Here is a 17,340-nt window from a genome sequence, read left to right as displayed (position 1 = left end):
TTGGATTTACGAGTCGCTATAACATTAATTGAAGTAATGTGTGAACGTTGATGTAAACGGGCTTTTAATAACTTTTTCATCTCCAAACCTCAGTCATGGATCATCGACTAAGAACGCTGAACTTTGGCTTCCATACTTTTCCATATTCCCTGTAACCTTTTCAAAAAACGGTCGTCTTACTGATAACAAAATCATGGAAACCTTTCGTTTCCAAACTAAACTTTAAAAAATAGCAATAACTGAAAAATGCCTTTTACAGGTGTTATGGATTTCTTTTGCCCTGTTTTTTAAGAAAATTTAAACCTGACTAATGAAAAATATATATCAAACAGCGTTTCTGATAACTCTTTTTTTAAACTGTATGCAGGCCTTCGCCCAAACTACACCTAAAGCCAATATCAATGGTGTAATTGTAGACGAGCAGGATAAACCAGTTGATGGTGTAACAGTTGTTCTGTTTAAGGCTGCAGATTCGAGTATGGTTAAAACAGCTTTTACTGATCCGAATGGTAGGTTCGGATTTGTTGTGGCGAATAAAGGAAGCTACTTTTACAAAGCCAGTAGCATGGGATATAAAACGCTTAAAAGTAAAATAATTACCTTAACTGAAAACCACCAGAGCATTGATTTCGGTATGGCTAAGCTGGTTGCGACTGCACAGCGTCTAAAAGAAGTAAATATAGCCGTTACCAAACCGCTGATTGAAAGGAAGATGGACAAAATTGTCATGAATGTCTCCAATAGTTCCATCATGACGGGTTCTACCGCGCTTGAAGTTTTACAAAAAGCACCAGGCGTGACAGTAGATCAAAACGATAAGATTTCGATGATGGGCAAACAGGGAGTATTGATTCAACTGGACGGTAAGCAGACCTATATGAGTAGTGCCGATGTAGCCAACCTGCTGCGGAATATGCAGAGTTCAGACATTGAAAGCATTGAGTTGATTACCAATCCATCATCCAAATACGATGCTTCAGGTAACTCAGGAATCATTAATATCAAAACCAAAAAAAATAAAAGCGGCGGAACCAACGGTAGCATAAACGGATCTTTAGGTTATGGTAAAAACCTAAGGGGAAATGCAGGTTTAAACCTGAACCACCGTACAAAGAAACTTAATCTTTTTGGTAACTATAACTATGGCAAGTTTGAGCGCGATAACCTGATTGCTATTGATCGGATTTCTAATGGTACACCCAATACTTACTTTATGCAGGTAGGCGAGAGCAATAGAAAACAATATAACAATAACCTTAAGGCAGGATTGGATTATTTTATCGACAAGAAAAACACCATTGGCATATTGGTTAACGGTTATTTTAACCACGGTACCGAGGCTTCAGCCAATAATACCTTAATCGGCCCATCTTTTCAAAAGGTAGATTCGAGTCTGATTACCAATTCGTTGCAAACAAACGCATACAATAACGTGTCTTATAATTTAAATTATAAGTCTGTTTTAGATACCGCGGGTTCAGAAATCTCTGCAGATGTTGATTATTCCAGATATAAAGGTAATGATGGTTCCAACTATGAAAACGACTATCGTTTTCAAAATGGCAACAGCATCCGCCCGATCATCTATACCCGGAACAATACCCCTTCCATTATTGATATTAAGGCATTTAAAATCGATTATAATGTTTCGTTAACCAAAACGGTTAAACTTGAGGCCGGGCTTAAAAGCAGCTGGGTGAAGACGGATAATGATCTTCAGGCAGAAGCGTTTGTAAGTAATGCCTGGCAAAACGATGTAAAGAGAAGCAATCAGTTTATATATGATGAAAATGTAAATGCGGCTTATACTAATATCAACAAGCAGTTTAAAAATACCAGTGTGCAAATTGGTCTAAGGATGGAGCAAACCAATTCGAAAGGAAATTTGGTTACCAAAAACACTGTTGTAGAACGAAATTACTGGGATTTCTTTCCAACATTATTTGTTCAGCAAAAGCTTTCGAAAAACAATCAATTGGGGTTTTCTTACAGCAGAAGGATAGACCGACCGAGTTACGACGCTTTAAATCCATTTATTTATTATTTGGATGAATTTACCTATAGTAAAGGAAATCCATTTTTAAACCCGCAGTATACACACAACTTTGAGCTCAGTTATACCCTGTTGCAAAAATATATGCTCTCGATAGGCTATAGCAGGATTAATGATGTCATTGCCGAGGTCATTCTGCCTGATGCGGCAAATCAATCGTTATATCAAACCAATGCAAACATCGCTACTAATATTAGCTATAATGCCAATTTAAATGTACCGCTTCAGCTGACGAAATGGTGGCAGACCAATAATAACCTGAATGTTTTTTACCTTAGTTTTGAAGCGCCGGATCTGGCCGGGAGTGCTTTAAAAACCGGAAAAACATCTTTCCAGTTTAAATCTCAGCAAACCTTTACCATTATGGATGGTTTTACAGCAGAAATAAATGGCAGCTACGAATCACCGCTGGATTATGGAACGTTAAGTTTAAAAGCCCGTTATTATATTGATGCAGGTTTAAGCAAATCAATGTTTAACAAAAAAGCAAGTTTGAAGCTAGCCTTATCCGATGTATTTAATATGTCTGAAAATAATTTATCAAGCGCCTATCCGGGCTTAACCTATTCGTTACATCAAAAAAATGAAACCCGAATCGGACGGATTAGTTTTACCTACCGTTTTGGTAAAAATGAGATTAAACCTGCCCGTCGCCGTTCAACAGGCACCGAAGCTGAGCAGGGTAGGATGAAGAATTAAGGGGGATTTTATCGTCATTTCGCTGCTTCAGTCCAGACGATCCGACGTTATCTTATTTTTGATCTGTTATATGGAGCTTGTTGAAAAACTTTATACCTAAGGCGGCCGAACATTCGGTATGTTACCATGGACGTACTCCCGAAAAAAATCGTCATTGCGAGGAGGAACGACGACGCAATCTTTCATGCTAATAAAGCTTGCTTCGCCGGCTGAAAAAGCCTTCTCGCAATGACGGTTGGAGAAGATTTAAAACTTGTATTCCATGATATAATCATCCATAAAATAGCCTTCACCAATATCAAGTTTTACCGATTCTTTAATGGTAAAACCTCCTTTCAGGTAAAAATCTTTGGCTTTATTATGTTTGTTCACATTCAATTGCAAAGCACTTCCCCCAGCATTTTTTACCTGGTTAAAAACCTCATTAATTAAAATTTTTCCAATGCCTTTACCATGTGCAGATGGCAAAACATAAAGCTTGTGCAGCTTATAAATGCGTTCCTCATGATCAATGATGGAATATCCTGCAAAACCAAACTGATTTTCACCCTCTTCTGCAATCAGGAAAATATGCCCATCCATCAATTGCTTCAGCAGCTCTCCTTGGCTATACATTTTATCCAACATATAATCAATCTGTGCCTGGCCGATGATATCAAGGTAGGTCGATGGCCAGGTTGCCGCAGCAATATCCCTGATGATTTCTAAATCTTCTTCTTTAGCTTTTCTAAGGGTGATCATATGGGTTCGCTAATAAAAATTGGTTGTCCTGAGAAGGTAAATTCCACAAAGCCATCTTTAACCACGGTAAAAATTTCTTCCTCATTCTGCGCGAGGTTGGTTACTTCGAGATACCGGTTACCATGAATCAGAAATTCACTTCCCGCAGGTTTCCAAACCGAAAATCCCGTTTTTATGGGATAGTGCTTTGCTCTTTCTGTAAATACCACCAGATTAATTTTGTCTTCAAAACCTGCAAATTTCTCCAGATCGAATTTCCTCGTAATTACATTTACCGCAGGATATTTCTCTTCATACAGATAATTAATGGCTACCATTAAAGCATCAACAGGTCCCTGAATAACTTTTGTGTCTTCCTGCGCTTCCTGCCCACTTCCGTTTACCAGCACATCTACCTTTAAACCTAAAGAAAAGATTTTATCATAATTTTCTCCGTTTACCAAAAGTGTAGGACTCCATTCAAGCAGTTGTCCTAAAAGTTCTTCGTTAAAATCGCCAAGCTCATCGATGTACAAAGCCGGTTCCTGTTTTTCTTTTACAATATGGTGTGAAGACATAATGCGAATATAGAAATTTCGCTTTAAGTAAGGTATAAGAAGAATCAGCCATGCGTAAAATGATTACGATTGTATGGATATTAATCAGCCCTGAAGGCGCCTGCTTATCTATAGAAGGGTACTTTCTTTAACCAATGTATAAAAATCCTGATAGGCTTCCAAAAAATCGTCAGCAAAATTAATGGCGCCGGAAACGGCTATCCCATAAACGCCCGTTTGCATTAAAGCTTCCACATCGTATGTTTTAATACCACCCACCGCCAATATCGGAATGTTGATGGCCTGACCTTTCAGTTCTTTTACCACATGCTGATAACCTTCAATACCTAAATGTTCATAACTGTTGGGTTTGGTTTCAGTTGCTGCAAATGGACCATAGCCTATATAATCAGCTCCTTCCCGGGCAAGGCGGGTTAAATTTTGTACTGTAATTGCAGATCCACCAAGGGTAATATCCGGGCCAACCAGTTTGCGCAGGGCAATAAAATCGGCGTTCATATCTTCTATATGAAAACCCTGAATATCAGCCTTTCCATTTAAATGAACATGATCGGTAACGATTAACGTGGTACCCCAGTCGTCGCAGATTTCAGCAATCGTATTAATATCCAGCAAGAGTGCTTCGTCATTTTTGCTCAGGCAACGGTACTGGATCCATTTTGCACCGGCCTCGCAGGCCAATTGTGCCTGTTCGATGTGATTTAATTGCGGGATATCATGTGTGATGTACTGAAATTTCTCGATGTATTTCATACCAGGGCTTAATAAACGTTGACAACTTAACGGACAACTGGTAAATTAGGTTGTCAACGCTGAATAAAAGACTAAAACTTTACATTCAAACTTAACAAAAAGTTGGTACCTGCCTGTGGATAAAAAAAGTTTTCGGTGATTCTGCTTCCTCCCGATTGATAGCCATAAGTATAACCGTTACTTTCGTATTGTTTATCCAAAATATTGTTGACCAGTAAACCAATGTTAACGTTTTTAACGCCCGCAAATTTAAAATCATAACCTAAACGTGCATTGTTTACCCAGTAACCGTTTATCGTCCTATCATTGTTCTCGGTATTATCCAGGTATTGCTTGCTTACATATTTGCTTTGTAATGCCACGGCAAAACCACTTAAGGGCTTATAAACCAGCTCACCAAAAAGCACTGCATTTGGAGAATAGGAGATATCAGTTAATTCATAGTTTTTAACTACCTGTCCACCGTTATCATAATCGTCATAATACTCGGTAAAGTTTTTGATTTTATTGCGGCTAATTGCGGCATTGACATTTAATACAAACTGAGAACTGATGGTGTAAGCACCATCTACCTCAACGCCTAAGCGGTAACTCCGATCTACGTTCTGACGGAAATTTCCCCCTACATCATTTATTTTTCCGGTAACCACCAATTGGTTTTTGTAAAACATGCCATAGGCATTGGCACCTATATTAAATTGTTGGTTTTTAAAACGGTAGCCCAGTTCTATATCATGTAAACGCTCTGGTTTAGGGGTAACGCCCACGGCGGCATCTGTAAAGTCATCACGGTTAGGCTCTTTGTTGGCCACACTGAACGAAGCATAAATGTTGCTCTGCGGATTAATAAAATAGGTAGCTCCAAATTTCGGATTAAAGAAATTCAGGGTTTGGTTAATGGCCAGCGTATTTAGCTTATTTTCTGTTCCGGCAATATCATAATAGACACGGCGGTATTGCAGATCGGCAAATAAACTCAAATCTTCAACAGGAATATAATTTACCTTGCCATAAACATTAAAATCGGTCTTAAAACCATCGTTATCGTAATAATGTCGGTCAATATCGCCGTTTGAAGCGTATTGTGCCCAAATTACCTGGCCAAAATGTGCGCCTTTGTATTCATTGTAAGCTCCACCCAACGTAAAATTTAAATTCTTTTCCGGCACATAATTAAAAGCGTAGGTAACACCGTAAAAATCATTATCCAGCCAGCGGCGGCGAATCAGATCTGTAGTTGTAACCGGTGTCCCCCCCGGAATAACAACCGGATTTAAACCATAATTTTTCAATTTATCCTGCACCCTGTATTCTTCATAATAACCTTCGCCGTGGGTATAGTGTAAGGCACCGTTAAAAGAAAACTGATCAGAAAACTGTTTGGCATAGATTAACTGGTAATGGTTCTGCGTATAATTATCCGTTTGGTTGTTATAAAGAAAACTATTATACCTCCTGCCCGAGTTAAGCAGGTTTGCCGCATCTTCTGTACTTAGTCCGTTTCTGTCAATATAAGCCTGCATTCCAGTTAAATCATTTTCTAAACGCGATTGCGGGATTCCATTCCATGACTGGTAGGTTTTTTCATTTCCGGAAAAAACATTTACACGCAATAAATCCTTATCCCCATGGTAAGCGCCAGATAAAAAGTATGATTTTAACAAAGAAGATCCACGGTCTACATAACCGTCAGAACTGATTCTTGATAAACGGCCATCAAAGCTAAAACGGTTGTTAATCAAACCTGTACCTACTTTTACAGTGTTTTTCCAGGTGTTGAAACTGCCATAAGTATTGTTCAGTTCGGCATAGGGTTCTGTTTCGCTTGCAGTCGTTTGGATGTTTAAACTCGCGCCAAATGCTCCAGCGCCATTGGTTGAGGTCCCTACACCACGCTGAATCTGCACATTATCAACAGACGAGGCAAAATCGGGCATGTTTACATAAAATGTTCCCTGGCTCTCGCTATCATTAATGGGGATGCCATTAACCGTAACGTTAATCCGGCTGTTGTCGCTTCCGCGGATTCTGATCCCTGTATAGCCTACACCGGCACCAGCATCAGAAGTAACCACTACACCTGGTGTATTTTGTAAAATAAAAGGCAAATCCTGCCCAAAATTATTCTGCTGGATTTCTTCCTTGCCAATATTCTTATAGGTAGTTGCTGATTTATCTGTAGCGCGGGTTGCGCGTACAATTACCTCATCAGCCAGGAAATTTTGTGGTGCCAGGCTAAAATCAGCTGTAGTATTCTGAGTAAGTTCGACAGCTTTTTCGATTGTTTTATAACCCACATAACTGACAACAATGGTATACTTTCCGTTCAATAGGTTTGTAATGCTGTAATTTCCGGCAGCATCGCTTACCACCGCTGTTTTTTGGTTCCGCAATTTAACTGTAGCGCCTGGCAGAGGCTGCTGGTTCTGATCTGTTACTTTACCTGTAACCGAAATTTGTGCCGATAAAAAGAAAGGCAACATTGCAAAAAGTGCTGCAAAAAATAAATTTTTCAATTTTATTGTTTTTAGTTAAACCCATCGGAAAAGGGGCCTCCCCGATTTCAGTTAAACTTCCATAACTCCAATCCCTACGCCGGCATTACCCGGATCAGGTGCATTTGAGGTTGATGGTTGGAAGGTTTTAAGGCTGATGGATTTTACCCTCTACCTTTTTACCTTCGACCTTTTGCCTCAAAATGGGTATGATCTCAGCCTGTTTTTGTGTTATTTAAACAAGGCACCCCTAATGATGAGACAAATGTAGAAAATATTTGACAGTTCGAATGGTTTTTGGAGATTTATAAAGTAATTGGCTAAAAATTGGAAGCTTTATAGCATTTTTAATAAAATTTTCTGACGATTAGGCTTAGAAAATGATCGGTTCTGTTTGCATGGCATTTTCAGTTTCCGCTTTTCCGCTGCCAATTTGATCCCGATGTTAACCTGCAGACATTAAGGGCTATCGGATCAGGGCTATGTTAATTGGAGTTTGTGTTACTGTTAATTGGCGCTTCCAGCTATCCTGGCTGTAGAGTTAAACGTAGCGTCTAAACGGATTTACGGATAGGATTGAGTTTTCAAACTCAATATTTCCAATTAAACAGAAGTGAATTTTATCGATAAGTTGGGGTCAGCCGGGTTTGGTTAATTATATAGTCTAAAATTATTATCTCTGTTTTTTTGAAGCGCAATTGCAGTGCTGATTGGTTATTGTAGTCCTGCTTTCCGTTATAAGTCCGCGCTCATGCTTCGCTTGCGGGCTTCCACTTCATCCAATGGCTATCGGATCAGGGCTATTTTGGCTGGAGTCTGTGTTACTATTAATCGGCTTTTCCTTCCTGTCCGTTGAGTTAAGCGCAGCGTCTCTACGGACTGATGAAAATTGAATAGTAGAAAAACAAGAAAGGCCCGCAATTTTCATTGCGGGCCTTTCGGATATTTTTATTTTAATTTTACCAGAAAGTAGAGTAAAGTGCAACTAAAATTCCGAATACAATCAGTGATCCAACGGCAAAAGAAGGATGAACTTTGAACATGCTCGAATCTACTTCTAAACCATTTGATTTATCGCCTTTGCTGTTTTCGAACATACTAATGGCAAACATCACGATTATACAGACTACAAACACAATGCCCATTCTATCCAGGAAAGGTATCTCGTAAACTCCATCTGCATTGGCTACCGAGAATCCAAAATTGTGAAGGAAAGACAAATCCATCATTCCTGGCAGGAATTTTAGCAATACCGATAAACCAAAACCACCTATTGTAGCAAATAAAGCGGCATTGGAAGTGGTTTTTTTCCAGAAGAAGCCTAAAATAAACATGGCAAAAATACCAGGACTTACAAAACCGGTATACTCCTGAATAAATTCGAAGCCACCTTTTTTATCGATACCTAAAAATGGCGAAATGGCGATTGCGATAGCCATTGCAACAATTACAACTACACGTCCGGTACCTACCAGTTTTTTCTCATTAGCTTCTACATTAATGTGTTTCTTGAAAATATCCAGGGTAAAGATGGTAGAGATACTATTGATTTTACCGGCTAACGAGGCTACGATTGCTGCGGTTAAAGCGGCAAAAGATAAACCCTTTAGTCCTGTAGGCAGGATATTCAATAAAGTAGGGTACGCTCTATCCGGACGAAGTTCTCCGCCAGGCATCATTGAATTCACATCAATACCCGTTTTTTCTGTATATAACATATATACTGCAATACCTGGCAATACCACGATTAATGGCATCAAAAGCTTTAAAAAGGCAGCGAATAAAATACCTGCTCTTGCCGTTTTCAGATCAGCGCCTAAAGCACGTTGCGTGATGTACTGGTTACATCCCCAATAATTTAAGTTTACAATCCACATTCCGCCTAGCAATACCGTCATGCCCGGTAAGGAAGCATAATTGGCACTGTCTTTCTTAAATATCATGTGGAAATGATCTGGCGCTTTTTCCCTTAAGAACGATAAACCATCCAGTACACCGTGGCCACCAAAATGATCACTTACTAAATTAAGTGCCAGATAAGTAGTGGCTAAACCGCCGAAAATTAAAAATGCTACCTGGATTACATCCGTGTAACCAATTACTTTCATGCCACCTAATGCTATAATTACAGAAAAAATGGCCAGGCCGATCATACAATACCAGAAACCAATACCAGAAATACTGCTTACAGCCAGTGCACCCAGGTATAAGATAGAGGTTAAGTTTACCACCACGTACAATAACAACCAAAACACAGCCATAATCATGGCTACGGTGCCATTGTAACGCTGACTTAAAAATTGCGGCATGGTGTAGATCTTATTTTTAAGATATACGGGAATAAAAAATGTAGCTACAATTACTAACGTTGCAGCTGCCATCCATTCGTAAGTGGAGATGGCCAATCCCATTTTAAATCCGTCGCCGCTCATGGCTACAAATTGCTCGGCACTAATGTTAGAGGCAATTAAAGATGTACCAATGGCCCACCAGGTAAGTGAACCTTCCGCAAGGAAATAATCCTTGCTGCTCATCTGCTTCTGCTTTTTACGATGGTAAATCCAAAAGCCATAAATTGCCACAATGGCAAAGTAGGCTAAAAAAATAATGTAATCTGTGACTTTCATTTAAGTTATTTGGTTTAGAAATCTAAATGTAGCAAAATCATAAATTAATCTGCATTTTTTTTGAATTAAAAAATGTTAAAATGACGTTTATTAATTTTGAACTTCCTCAAATTAAAGATTATTCGGCTAAGATGGGTTATTTGATTGTCATTCGCAATAGAATGTACACCAATAAGGGAGAAGAGAAATTTAAGTTTGCTTAGTTTAGGTACTATCGCGGTCTGTGCCTGCACAGACCGCGGATAATATATTTATGGAGATAATTTAAATATACCGGTTAATCAGGTTCTCCAGATATTCCTGCTTTCCGCTGCGCACTTCTGGTTCGCCATTTTCTGCAGCGTAATTTCTTAAGTCTTCCAGGCTTAATTTACCCTGTTCAAATTCGGCACCCTTTCCGCTATCAAATGAAGCATAGCGGTCGGCCCTTACTTTTTTATAATCAGATTTTTGAAGAATGGCATCCGCAGTAACTAATGCCCTGGCAAAGATATCCATACCACCTACGTGTGCATAGAATAAATCTTTCTGATCAGTAGAATTACGGCGAATTTTCGCATCGAAGTTTACACCCCCACCTTGTAAGCCGCCACCTTCTAAAATGATTAACATGGCTTCGGTTAGCTCGTTAATATCGTTCGGGAACTGATCCGTATCCCAGCCATTCTGGTAATCGCCACGGTTTGCGTCGATAGATCCTAACAGGCCATTATCTGCCGCAACCTGTAATTCATGCTGGAAAGTATGACCAGCCAGTGTGGCGTGGTTTACTTCTAAATTTAACTTAAAGTCTGCCAAGAGATCGTATTGTTGTAAAAAGCCTTTTACTGTTGCTGCATCGTAATCGTATTGGTGTTTGGAAGGTTCACATGGTTTTGGTTCAATAAAGAAGGTTCCTTTAAAACCCTGTTTGCGGGCATAATCTTTAGCCGTATGTAAGAATTTTGCCAAATGCTCCTGCTCACGTTTCATATTGGTGTTCAGTAAGCTCATATAACCTTCTCTGCCACCCCAAAAAACATAATTCGCACCGCCAAGTGCTATGGTCGCATCCAGGGCAGCTTTAACCTGGGCAGCGCCATGCGCCAGTACATGAAAATCCGGATTGGTAGATGCACCGTTCATATAGCGCTTGTGGCTGAATAAATTGGCTGTTCCCCATAATAGTTTTACGCCGCTATCGGCCTGTTTTTGTTTGGCATACTCAACAAGTGTCTGTAATCTGCGTTCGTTTTCGGCAACATCGTCGCTATAATCTACCACATCCACATCATGGAAACAATAATATGGAATTTGCATTTTGGTAATAAATTCAAAGGCTGCATCCATTTTATCTTTTGCCCGCTCTACTGCATCTTTCTTTTCATCCCATGGAAAAACGTGTGTTGCGCCTCCAAATGGATCGGCACCATTGCCATTAAATGAATGCCAGTAAGCACAGGCAAACCTGAAATGCTCACTCATGGTTTTGCCTGCTACCACTTTGTTGGCGTCATACCATCTAAATGCTAATGGATTATCACTTTCCAGACCTTCAAATTTGATCTGCTCAATGCCTTTGAAAAACTCCGTTGCTCCGGTTACTACTTTTGTCATGTTTTTGTTTTTTTGTTTTTTGGTTGATGACCTTTGGTTTATTAGTCCATAGTCTTTTAGTTGATGGCTTATCGCTAACTTATTTAGCCGTTAAACCATGAGCCAACTTTATTTTGCTAATTCTTTCTCTAATATTTCTTTCCAATCCTGATAGATTGGTTCATACTCGGCTGAATGTTTGGGTATTAAGGTTTTGATTACTTTGTGGTTACTAAAAGCTTCTTCTGCATTTTTAAAAATGCCGGCGCCTATACCCGCACCAAGAGCGGCCCCGGCACTGCCATCGTTTTCGTAAAGTTCTATCGGAATACCCGTAACATCTACAAAAGTTTGTGCAAATACATCGCTTAAAAACAGGTTTGCCTTTCCGGCGCGAATCACTTTAGGCTGCATGCCATTTTCGCGCATAATGTCCAATCCATAACGGAAAGAAAAGGCAATCCCTTCCTGTACTGCCCTGAAGATATCTGACTGATGGTGAAGGTTTAAATCAATGCCCAATAATGCTGCGCCTGTGTATTGGTTATTTAACATCCGCTCTGCACCATTTCCGAAAGGAAGTACTTTTAAACCATTACTTCCGATCGGTGCTTCTGAGGCCTGGATATTCAGCTCTGCATAGGTAGATTGCGGTGCAAAGTTATGTTTTGCCCAACGGTACATGCTGCCGGTACCATTAATACAAAGTAAAACCCCGGTGTGTTTTTTTTCTTCAGAGTAGGTTACGTGTGCAAAGGTGTTCACTCTCGATTGTTTATCGTAAGTAAGCCCCTCACTTACCCCATAAATTACCCCAGAGGTTCCGGCTGTAGCAGCAACTTCCCCTGGATTTAATACGTTTAAGGAGAGTGCATTGTTGGGCTGGTCGCCAGATTTATAGGCAACTGGAATGCCGGTTGGCAGGTTCAGGGCATGGGCAATATCGGCTTTTAAATAACCATGTTCTGAAAACAGAGGTTGCAGGGTTGGGATCAGGTTGCCAGAAATGCCATAATAATCCATTACATCTTTAGAAATTTCGTGGTTTTCAAAATCCCAGAAAATACCTTCAGATAGGGCCGAAATACTTGTAGTGATTTCTCCGGTCAATTTCATCGCAATAAAATCGCCAGGGAGCATGATTTTATGTATTCGGTTATATACCTCTGGCTCGTTTGCTTTTATCCAGGCCAGTTTTGACGCCGTAAAGTTGCCAGGAGAATTTAATAAATGTTTCAAAGATTTTTCGTGACCGATTGCCTCGAAAGCGCCATTGCCCAATTCAACTGCCCTGCTATCGCACCAGATGATACTATCGCGGAGCACCTGCTGGTTTTGGTCTACAACAACCAGTCCGTGCATTTGATACGCAATGCCAATGGCTTTAATTTTTTTTGGATCAAAAAGCCCCGTTGAATTTAATTTAAGAATGGCTTGTTGAACATTATGCCACCAATCATCAGGTGATTGTTCTGCCCAGCCTGATTGTAAAGATTTGATGGCTGTTTCTTCTTCAGGATATTGAGCTGTGGCGATGTTTTTTTGCGTCGCGGCATCAACAACAGCAACTTTGATAGATGAGGTGCCTAAGTCAATCCCTAATAAATACATGCTTTCATATGATTTTAATATTTGGTTATGCAAACGGTTGCATAAAGATAGTGGTAAAAATGTAAAACGCAAATTTTTTTAAAAAGCTATCGAATTTATGCAAACGGTTTAATTGTGTCGATTTACGTTCAAACTGATGCGGAATATTTAATTATTTATATTTTTACAAGGTACAAACGATTATTTATGGAACAGATTACATGGGGCGATTTCGAAAAAGTTGAATTAAGGGTAGGTACTATTCTGGAAGCCTTTGAATTTCCGGAAGCCCGGAGACCTGCTTACAAATTAAAGGTAGACTTTGGCGAATTTGGCATTAAAATGAGCAGCGCGCAGATTACGAAACATTATACATTGGAAGACTTACCAGGAAAACAGATTGTTGGTGTGATTAACTTCCCTAAAAAACAGATCGGAAAATTTATGTCTGAATTTTTAGTAACCGGTTTTGCTGATGAAAACGGCGATATCGTGTTAACCACAGTGGAAAGCAAAGTGCCCAACGGCAGTAAACTTATCTAACATCCCGAGGCTTCCGAAGTTTTGCCGGCCCTCTTCTCCAGGGAAATTCGGAAGTCTGCATGTTATTTGCTCACTATTGGCACAGGCTTTTGTTAAATAGCCCTGATCCGATAGCCATCGGATGAAGTGGAAAGACCGCTAGCGAGGCACGAGTGCGAACTTGAAACGGAAAGCAGGACTAAAGCAACCAAGAGGCAGTAACATTGCGCTCCAAAACCTAACCAAATTTTTTAGCTTAGACTTCAGCAATTTACCAGGTCCATGGCCACCAAAATTTGGGAAGGTTTTTTTGGCCATTATTACCCTATATTTGCTGCATGAGTTTTTACAACTTCGAAAATACCGATCCAGAGGAAGAAGACATTCATTACATGAAATTAGCTTTGGAAGAGGCAAAAAAAGCTTTGGCTGAAGATGAGATTCCGATAGGTGCCATTGTGGTAAGTAAAAACAGGATTATTGGCCGTGGTTATAATCTAACCGAACGCTTTAACGATGTAACTGCACATGCCGAAATGCAGGCTTTCACTTCTGCTGCGCAAACCATTGGAGCAAAATATTTAAGAGATTGTACTTTATATGTAACTATTGAGCCCTGTGTGATGTGTGCCGGTGCAAGTTATTGGACACAGATTGGCCGCATTGTATATGGTGCCAGAGAAGAAAAAAGAGGTTTTATCTCCAAAAATACGCAACTGCTGCACCCTAAAACTGTGCTAAAAGGAGGTGTAATGGCCGAAGAATGCGGCACGCTGATGAAGGATTTCTTTGCGAAGAAAAGATAGCTTGCCAGTTTTATAACTGGTTAACGGTAAATAGTTAATGGTGAGCGGTTCATCTAATAAACCGAATATATAAATTAAGCTATTCACTGTGAGCCATCAACTATTAACCATTTTTTTGTGTTATGTAATGACTATTATTTTGTTGATTATTAAAACGTAGTGGGGCCTGCATTCTAATGTGATTAAATGGCGATACAATCGCCTTTATCATACATTCCTATTGCGAATCTGGACGATGGTAATTTTTCTCAAAACCTTGTCATATTAAAGCCTTCAACATGACAACATTAACCCAGAAAATGATTTGATGATAATAACATGAACAAATCTTAATGTTGTAATGTTATATTTGCTACGGAAACATTTTTAAATCTTTAAACATAAACATTATGGCTTTTGAATTACCTGCGTTACATTACGCAACCGATGCATTAGAACCGCATATTGATAAAACTACCATGGAAATTCACCATGATAAACACCACCAGGCTTACGTTACCAACTTGAACAAAGCGTTAGAAGGTAAGCCGGAGGCGAATTCAAACATCGAGGAAATTGTAAAAAACATTTCAAAATTCCCTGCTGCTGTTAGAAACAACGGCGGTGGACACTATAATCACTCATTATTCTGGAATATTTTAGGTCCGAACAAAGGTGGTGAGCCAACTGGCGATTTAGCTAAAGCAATTAATGAAACTTTTGGTTCGTTTGCTGAGCTTAAAACTAAATTACAGGAAGCTGGCGCTACCCGTTTTGGTTCTGGCTGGGCCTGGTTATCTGTTGGTGCAGATAAAAAACTTCAGGTTTCCTCTACACCAAACCAGGATAATCCTTTAATGGATGTTGCTGAAGTAAAAGGAACACCAATTTTGGGTATTGATGTTTGGGAACACGCATATTATTTAAAATATCAGAACAAACGCCCTGATTATTTAGCAGCAATCTGGAATGTAATTAACTGGGATGCAGTTGCTGAACTTTATAAAAAAGCTTTGTAAGCTCACATTCTATAAAAATTTAATAGAAAGTCCCGGTGCAGATCGGGACTTTCTTGTTTTAAGATAATTAAGTAACTTCGCATATAAAATATTCAGAATGAAAAGGCTTGTAATTTTATTTTTAGTTATTGTTGGTGTGAATGTAATGGTGCGTGCACAACAAAATAAAATACCTACCCCAGCGGAAATTGCACAAAAGAATGTAGATGACCTGGAGAAACGATTAAAACTGAATGGTACGCAAAAAAGCGTAATCTATAGCTATACCTATAACCAGGCAAAAGAACAAGCCGAATTAATTAAAAGGCAACAGGCCGGTAACTCGCGCGAGGAGGATGTAGATAAATTTTATAAACTTCAGAACGAAACTTCAAAAAATATCCGCAATGTTTTAAGGCCAGAGCAACAAACCGAATATGATAAAATTGTGGAGGAGCGTTTAAGTGGCAAAGGATTAAAAGCTAAAAACAAGAAAAAGAAAAAAGGCGAAGAGGAAGAAGTGGAAAGTGATATTAAAGGGCTGTTATCCGCACCTCCGGTAGAAAAACAAAATCAGTAGTATTTTTTATTAATCATTCTGATCTTTTTAGAATATAAAAATCCTGAAGCTCAAAGTTATAAACTGGCGGAGCATGTGGATAAGGATAGGGAATTAAGTTAGAATGCTACGAAATCAATCAATCACAGAATCAATCCTGTAAAGAGTCGTCATCTCGACTGAAGCGTAGCGAAATGCCTGCCCGTACAGGCGGGGAGAGATCTATCTAGGCAGATTTCTCGGCTACGTTGCACTCCGCTCGAAATGACGATCGCGGATTAAGTTCGAAATTAAATCCCCACAATATCCTTTTTCTTTTTTTGCTTCATGCCTTTTGGAATGATCTCTAAAATCTCCTCTTTTAAGGCATTCAGCATTCGTTTTTTAATGAAGTTCTTATGGGTAACCAGGCTGATTTCACGTACTGGTTCAGGTGATTTGAAATGACGTATTCTAGTAGTCTGCTTTGCATTTAATTCTGCTACGGCGAGTTCGGGCAATAGTGTTGCGCCTCCATTTAAATCAACCATGCGTACCAGGGTTTCTACGCTGCCTGTATTATATTCAAGTCCCTGTAACCTGTTGTTTTTGGTAGAACGGCAAATATTTAGTACCTGATTTCGCATACAATGACCTTCATTTAAAAGCCAGATATTTTCATCGTGCAGATCTTCGGCATCCAGCGCTTTCTTTTTGTACAGCTTGCTGTTTTTACTGATGTAACTGACAAAGTTTTCGTAATACAGTGGCGTTTCATTAATGTTCGGATCGGTAAGTGGCGTAGCTAAAATACCGCAATCCAGCACACCGGTTTTTAGGTGATGAATAATGTCTTCTGTGGTATATTCCCAGATTAAAAGTTTTAGTTCAGGGTATTTCTCCAGCATAGCCGAGATAACCTCTGGTAATAAATATGGTGCAATAGTAGGAATCACCCCAATTTTCAGTTCGCCCAGTACATCTTGCTGCTGACTGCTGATCAGCTCTTTGATTTTTCCACTTTCCTGTAAGATAATTCTGGCCTGTGCAATAATCTGCGTACCAATTTCTGTCGGACTTACAGGTTGTTTGCTCCTGTCGAAAATTTTAACGCTGATTAATTCTTCCAGTTTTTGTACCTGCATACTTAAGGTAGGCTGGGTTACAAAACACTTTTCGGCAGCAGTTACGAAACTTCTATAGGTATCTACTGCGACGATATATTCGAGCTGAACTAGAGTCATATAGGTAAAATTGATTAATAGCATCAAATATATCAATTTTACCTATAATATAAATGCTTTGGCCTTGTAATATAATTAAATCTGAATGGTTTGAACCATGAAATTTCCGTTAAAATGATTCATTTAAACAAAAGGTTGAACAGCTATTTTAATCTGAGTAATT

At 39.3% G+C, this 17,340-nt stretch carries 13 protein-coding genes; 5 read left to right on the top strand and 8 right to left on the bottom strand.

The window, feature by feature from the left end; genetic code table 11:
• Window positions 1-361: 361 nt before the first annotated feature.
• Complete coding sequence (locus ACK1I8_RS17375; protein ID WP_412466553.1) at window positions 362-2,752, top strand: outer membrane beta-barrel protein; 2,391 nt, start codon at window positions 362-364, stop codon at window positions 2,750-2,752.
• Between the two features lie 246 nt (window positions 2,753-2,998).
• Here ACK1I8_RS17375 and ACK1I8_RS17370 read toward each other — a convergent pair whose 3' ends face one another.
• The 7 genes from ACK1I8_RS17370 to ACK1I8_RS17340 form a co-directional block, all read right to left on the bottom strand.
• A complete protein-coding gene (locus ACK1I8_RS17370; protein ID WP_412466552.1) occupies window positions 2,999-3,493 on the bottom strand; it encodes an N-acetyltransferase family protein in 495 nt (164 codons plus the stop codon).
• Window positions 3,490-4,050 carry a thiamine pyrophosphokinase gene (locus ACK1I8_RS17365; protein WP_412466551.1) on the bottom strand — a complete coding sequence of 187 codons (561 nt, stop codon included), beginning with the start codon at window positions 4,048-4,050 and terminating at the stop codon, window positions 3,490-3,492. Before ACK1I8_RS17365 ends, ACK1I8_RS17370 begins: the two co-directional genes overlap by 4 nt.
• 108 nt (window positions 4,051-4,158) lie before the next feature.
• Window positions 4,159-4,803: a thiamine phosphate synthase gene (locus tag ACK1I8_RS17360; protein WP_412466550.1), complete on the bottom strand. Its 645-nt coding sequence runs from the start codon at window positions 4,801-4,803 to the stop codon at window positions 4,159-4,161.
• Window positions 4,804-4,874: 71 nt separating this feature from the next.
• Window positions 4,875-7,319 (bottom strand): TonB-dependent receptor, encoded by a 2,445-nt coding sequence (locus ACK1I8_RS17355; protein ID WP_412466549.1) that lies wholly within the window; start codon window positions 7,317-7,319, stop codon window positions 4,875-4,877.
• A 938-nt stretch (window positions 7,320-8,257) separates the two neighbouring features.
• Entirely contained in the window at window positions 8,258-9,925 is a 1,668-nt protein-coding gene (locus ACK1I8_RS17350; RefSeq protein ID WP_412466548.1) for a sodium/sugar symporter, read from the bottom strand.
• 264 nt (window positions 9,926-10,189) lie between these two features.
• Entirely contained in the window at window positions 10,190-11,521 is a 1,332-nt protein-coding gene (gene xylA, locus ACK1I8_RS17345) for a xylose isomerase (protein WP_412466547.1), read from the bottom strand.
• Between the two features lie 108 nt (window positions 11,522-11,629).
• A complete protein-coding gene (locus tag ACK1I8_RS17340) occupies window positions 11,630-13,111 on the bottom strand; it encodes a xylulokinase (protein ID WP_412466546.1) in 1,482 nt (493 codons plus the stop codon).
• A 186-nt stretch (window positions 13,112-13,297) separates the two neighbouring features.
• Here ACK1I8_RS17340 and ACK1I8_RS17335 point away from each other — a divergent pair, with 186 nt between their 5' ends.
• The 4 genes from ACK1I8_RS17335 to ACK1I8_RS17320 all read left to right on the top strand — a co-directional run bounded on the left by ACK1I8_RS17335 (window position 13,298) and on the right by ACK1I8_RS17320 (window position 15,975).
• Complete coding sequence (locus ACK1I8_RS17335; protein ID WP_412466545.1) at window positions 13,298-13,633, top strand: tRNA-binding protein; 336 nt, start codon at window positions 13,298-13,300, stop codon at window positions 13,631-13,633.
• A 317-nt stretch (window positions 13,634-13,950) separates the two neighbouring features.
• Complete coding sequence (locus ACK1I8_RS17330; RefSeq protein WP_412466544.1) at window positions 13,951-14,418, top strand: nucleoside deaminase; 468 nt, start codon at window positions 13,951-13,953, stop codon at window positions 14,416-14,418.
• Between the two features lie 389 nt (window positions 14,419-14,807).
• On the top strand, window positions 14,808-15,416 hold the full coding sequence (locus ACK1I8_RS17325) for a superoxide dismutase (protein ID WP_412466543.1): 609 nt from the start codon (window positions 14,808-14,810) through the stop codon (window positions 15,414-15,416).
• Window positions 15,417-15,513: 97 nt separating this feature from the next.
• Window positions 15,514-15,975, top strand: coding sequence for a hypothetical protein (locus ACK1I8_RS17320; RefSeq protein WP_412466542.1), 462 nt, complete (start codon window positions 15,514-15,516; stop codon window positions 15,973-15,975).
• 269 nt (window positions 15,976-16,244) lie between these two features.
• Here the strand turns inward: ACK1I8_RS17320 and ACK1I8_RS17315 are convergent, their stop codons facing one another.
• Window positions 16,245-17,177 carry a LysR substrate-binding domain-containing protein gene (locus ACK1I8_RS17315; protein ID WP_412469390.1) on the bottom strand — a complete coding sequence of 311 codons (933 nt, stop codon included), beginning with the start codon at window positions 17,175-17,177 and terminating at the stop codon, window positions 16,245-16,247.
• Window positions 17,178-17,340 lie beyond the last annotated feature (163 nt).

The sequence above is a fragment of the Pedobacter sp. KLB.chiD genome, from assembly GCF_047040275.1.
Classification (GTDB): domain Bacteria; phylum Bacteroidota; class Bacteroidia; order Sphingobacteriales; family Sphingobacteriaceae; genus Pedobacter.
The sequence above is the reverse complement of the archived record's forward strand: the minus strand, read 5'-3'. Positions and strand labels throughout refer to the sequence as shown.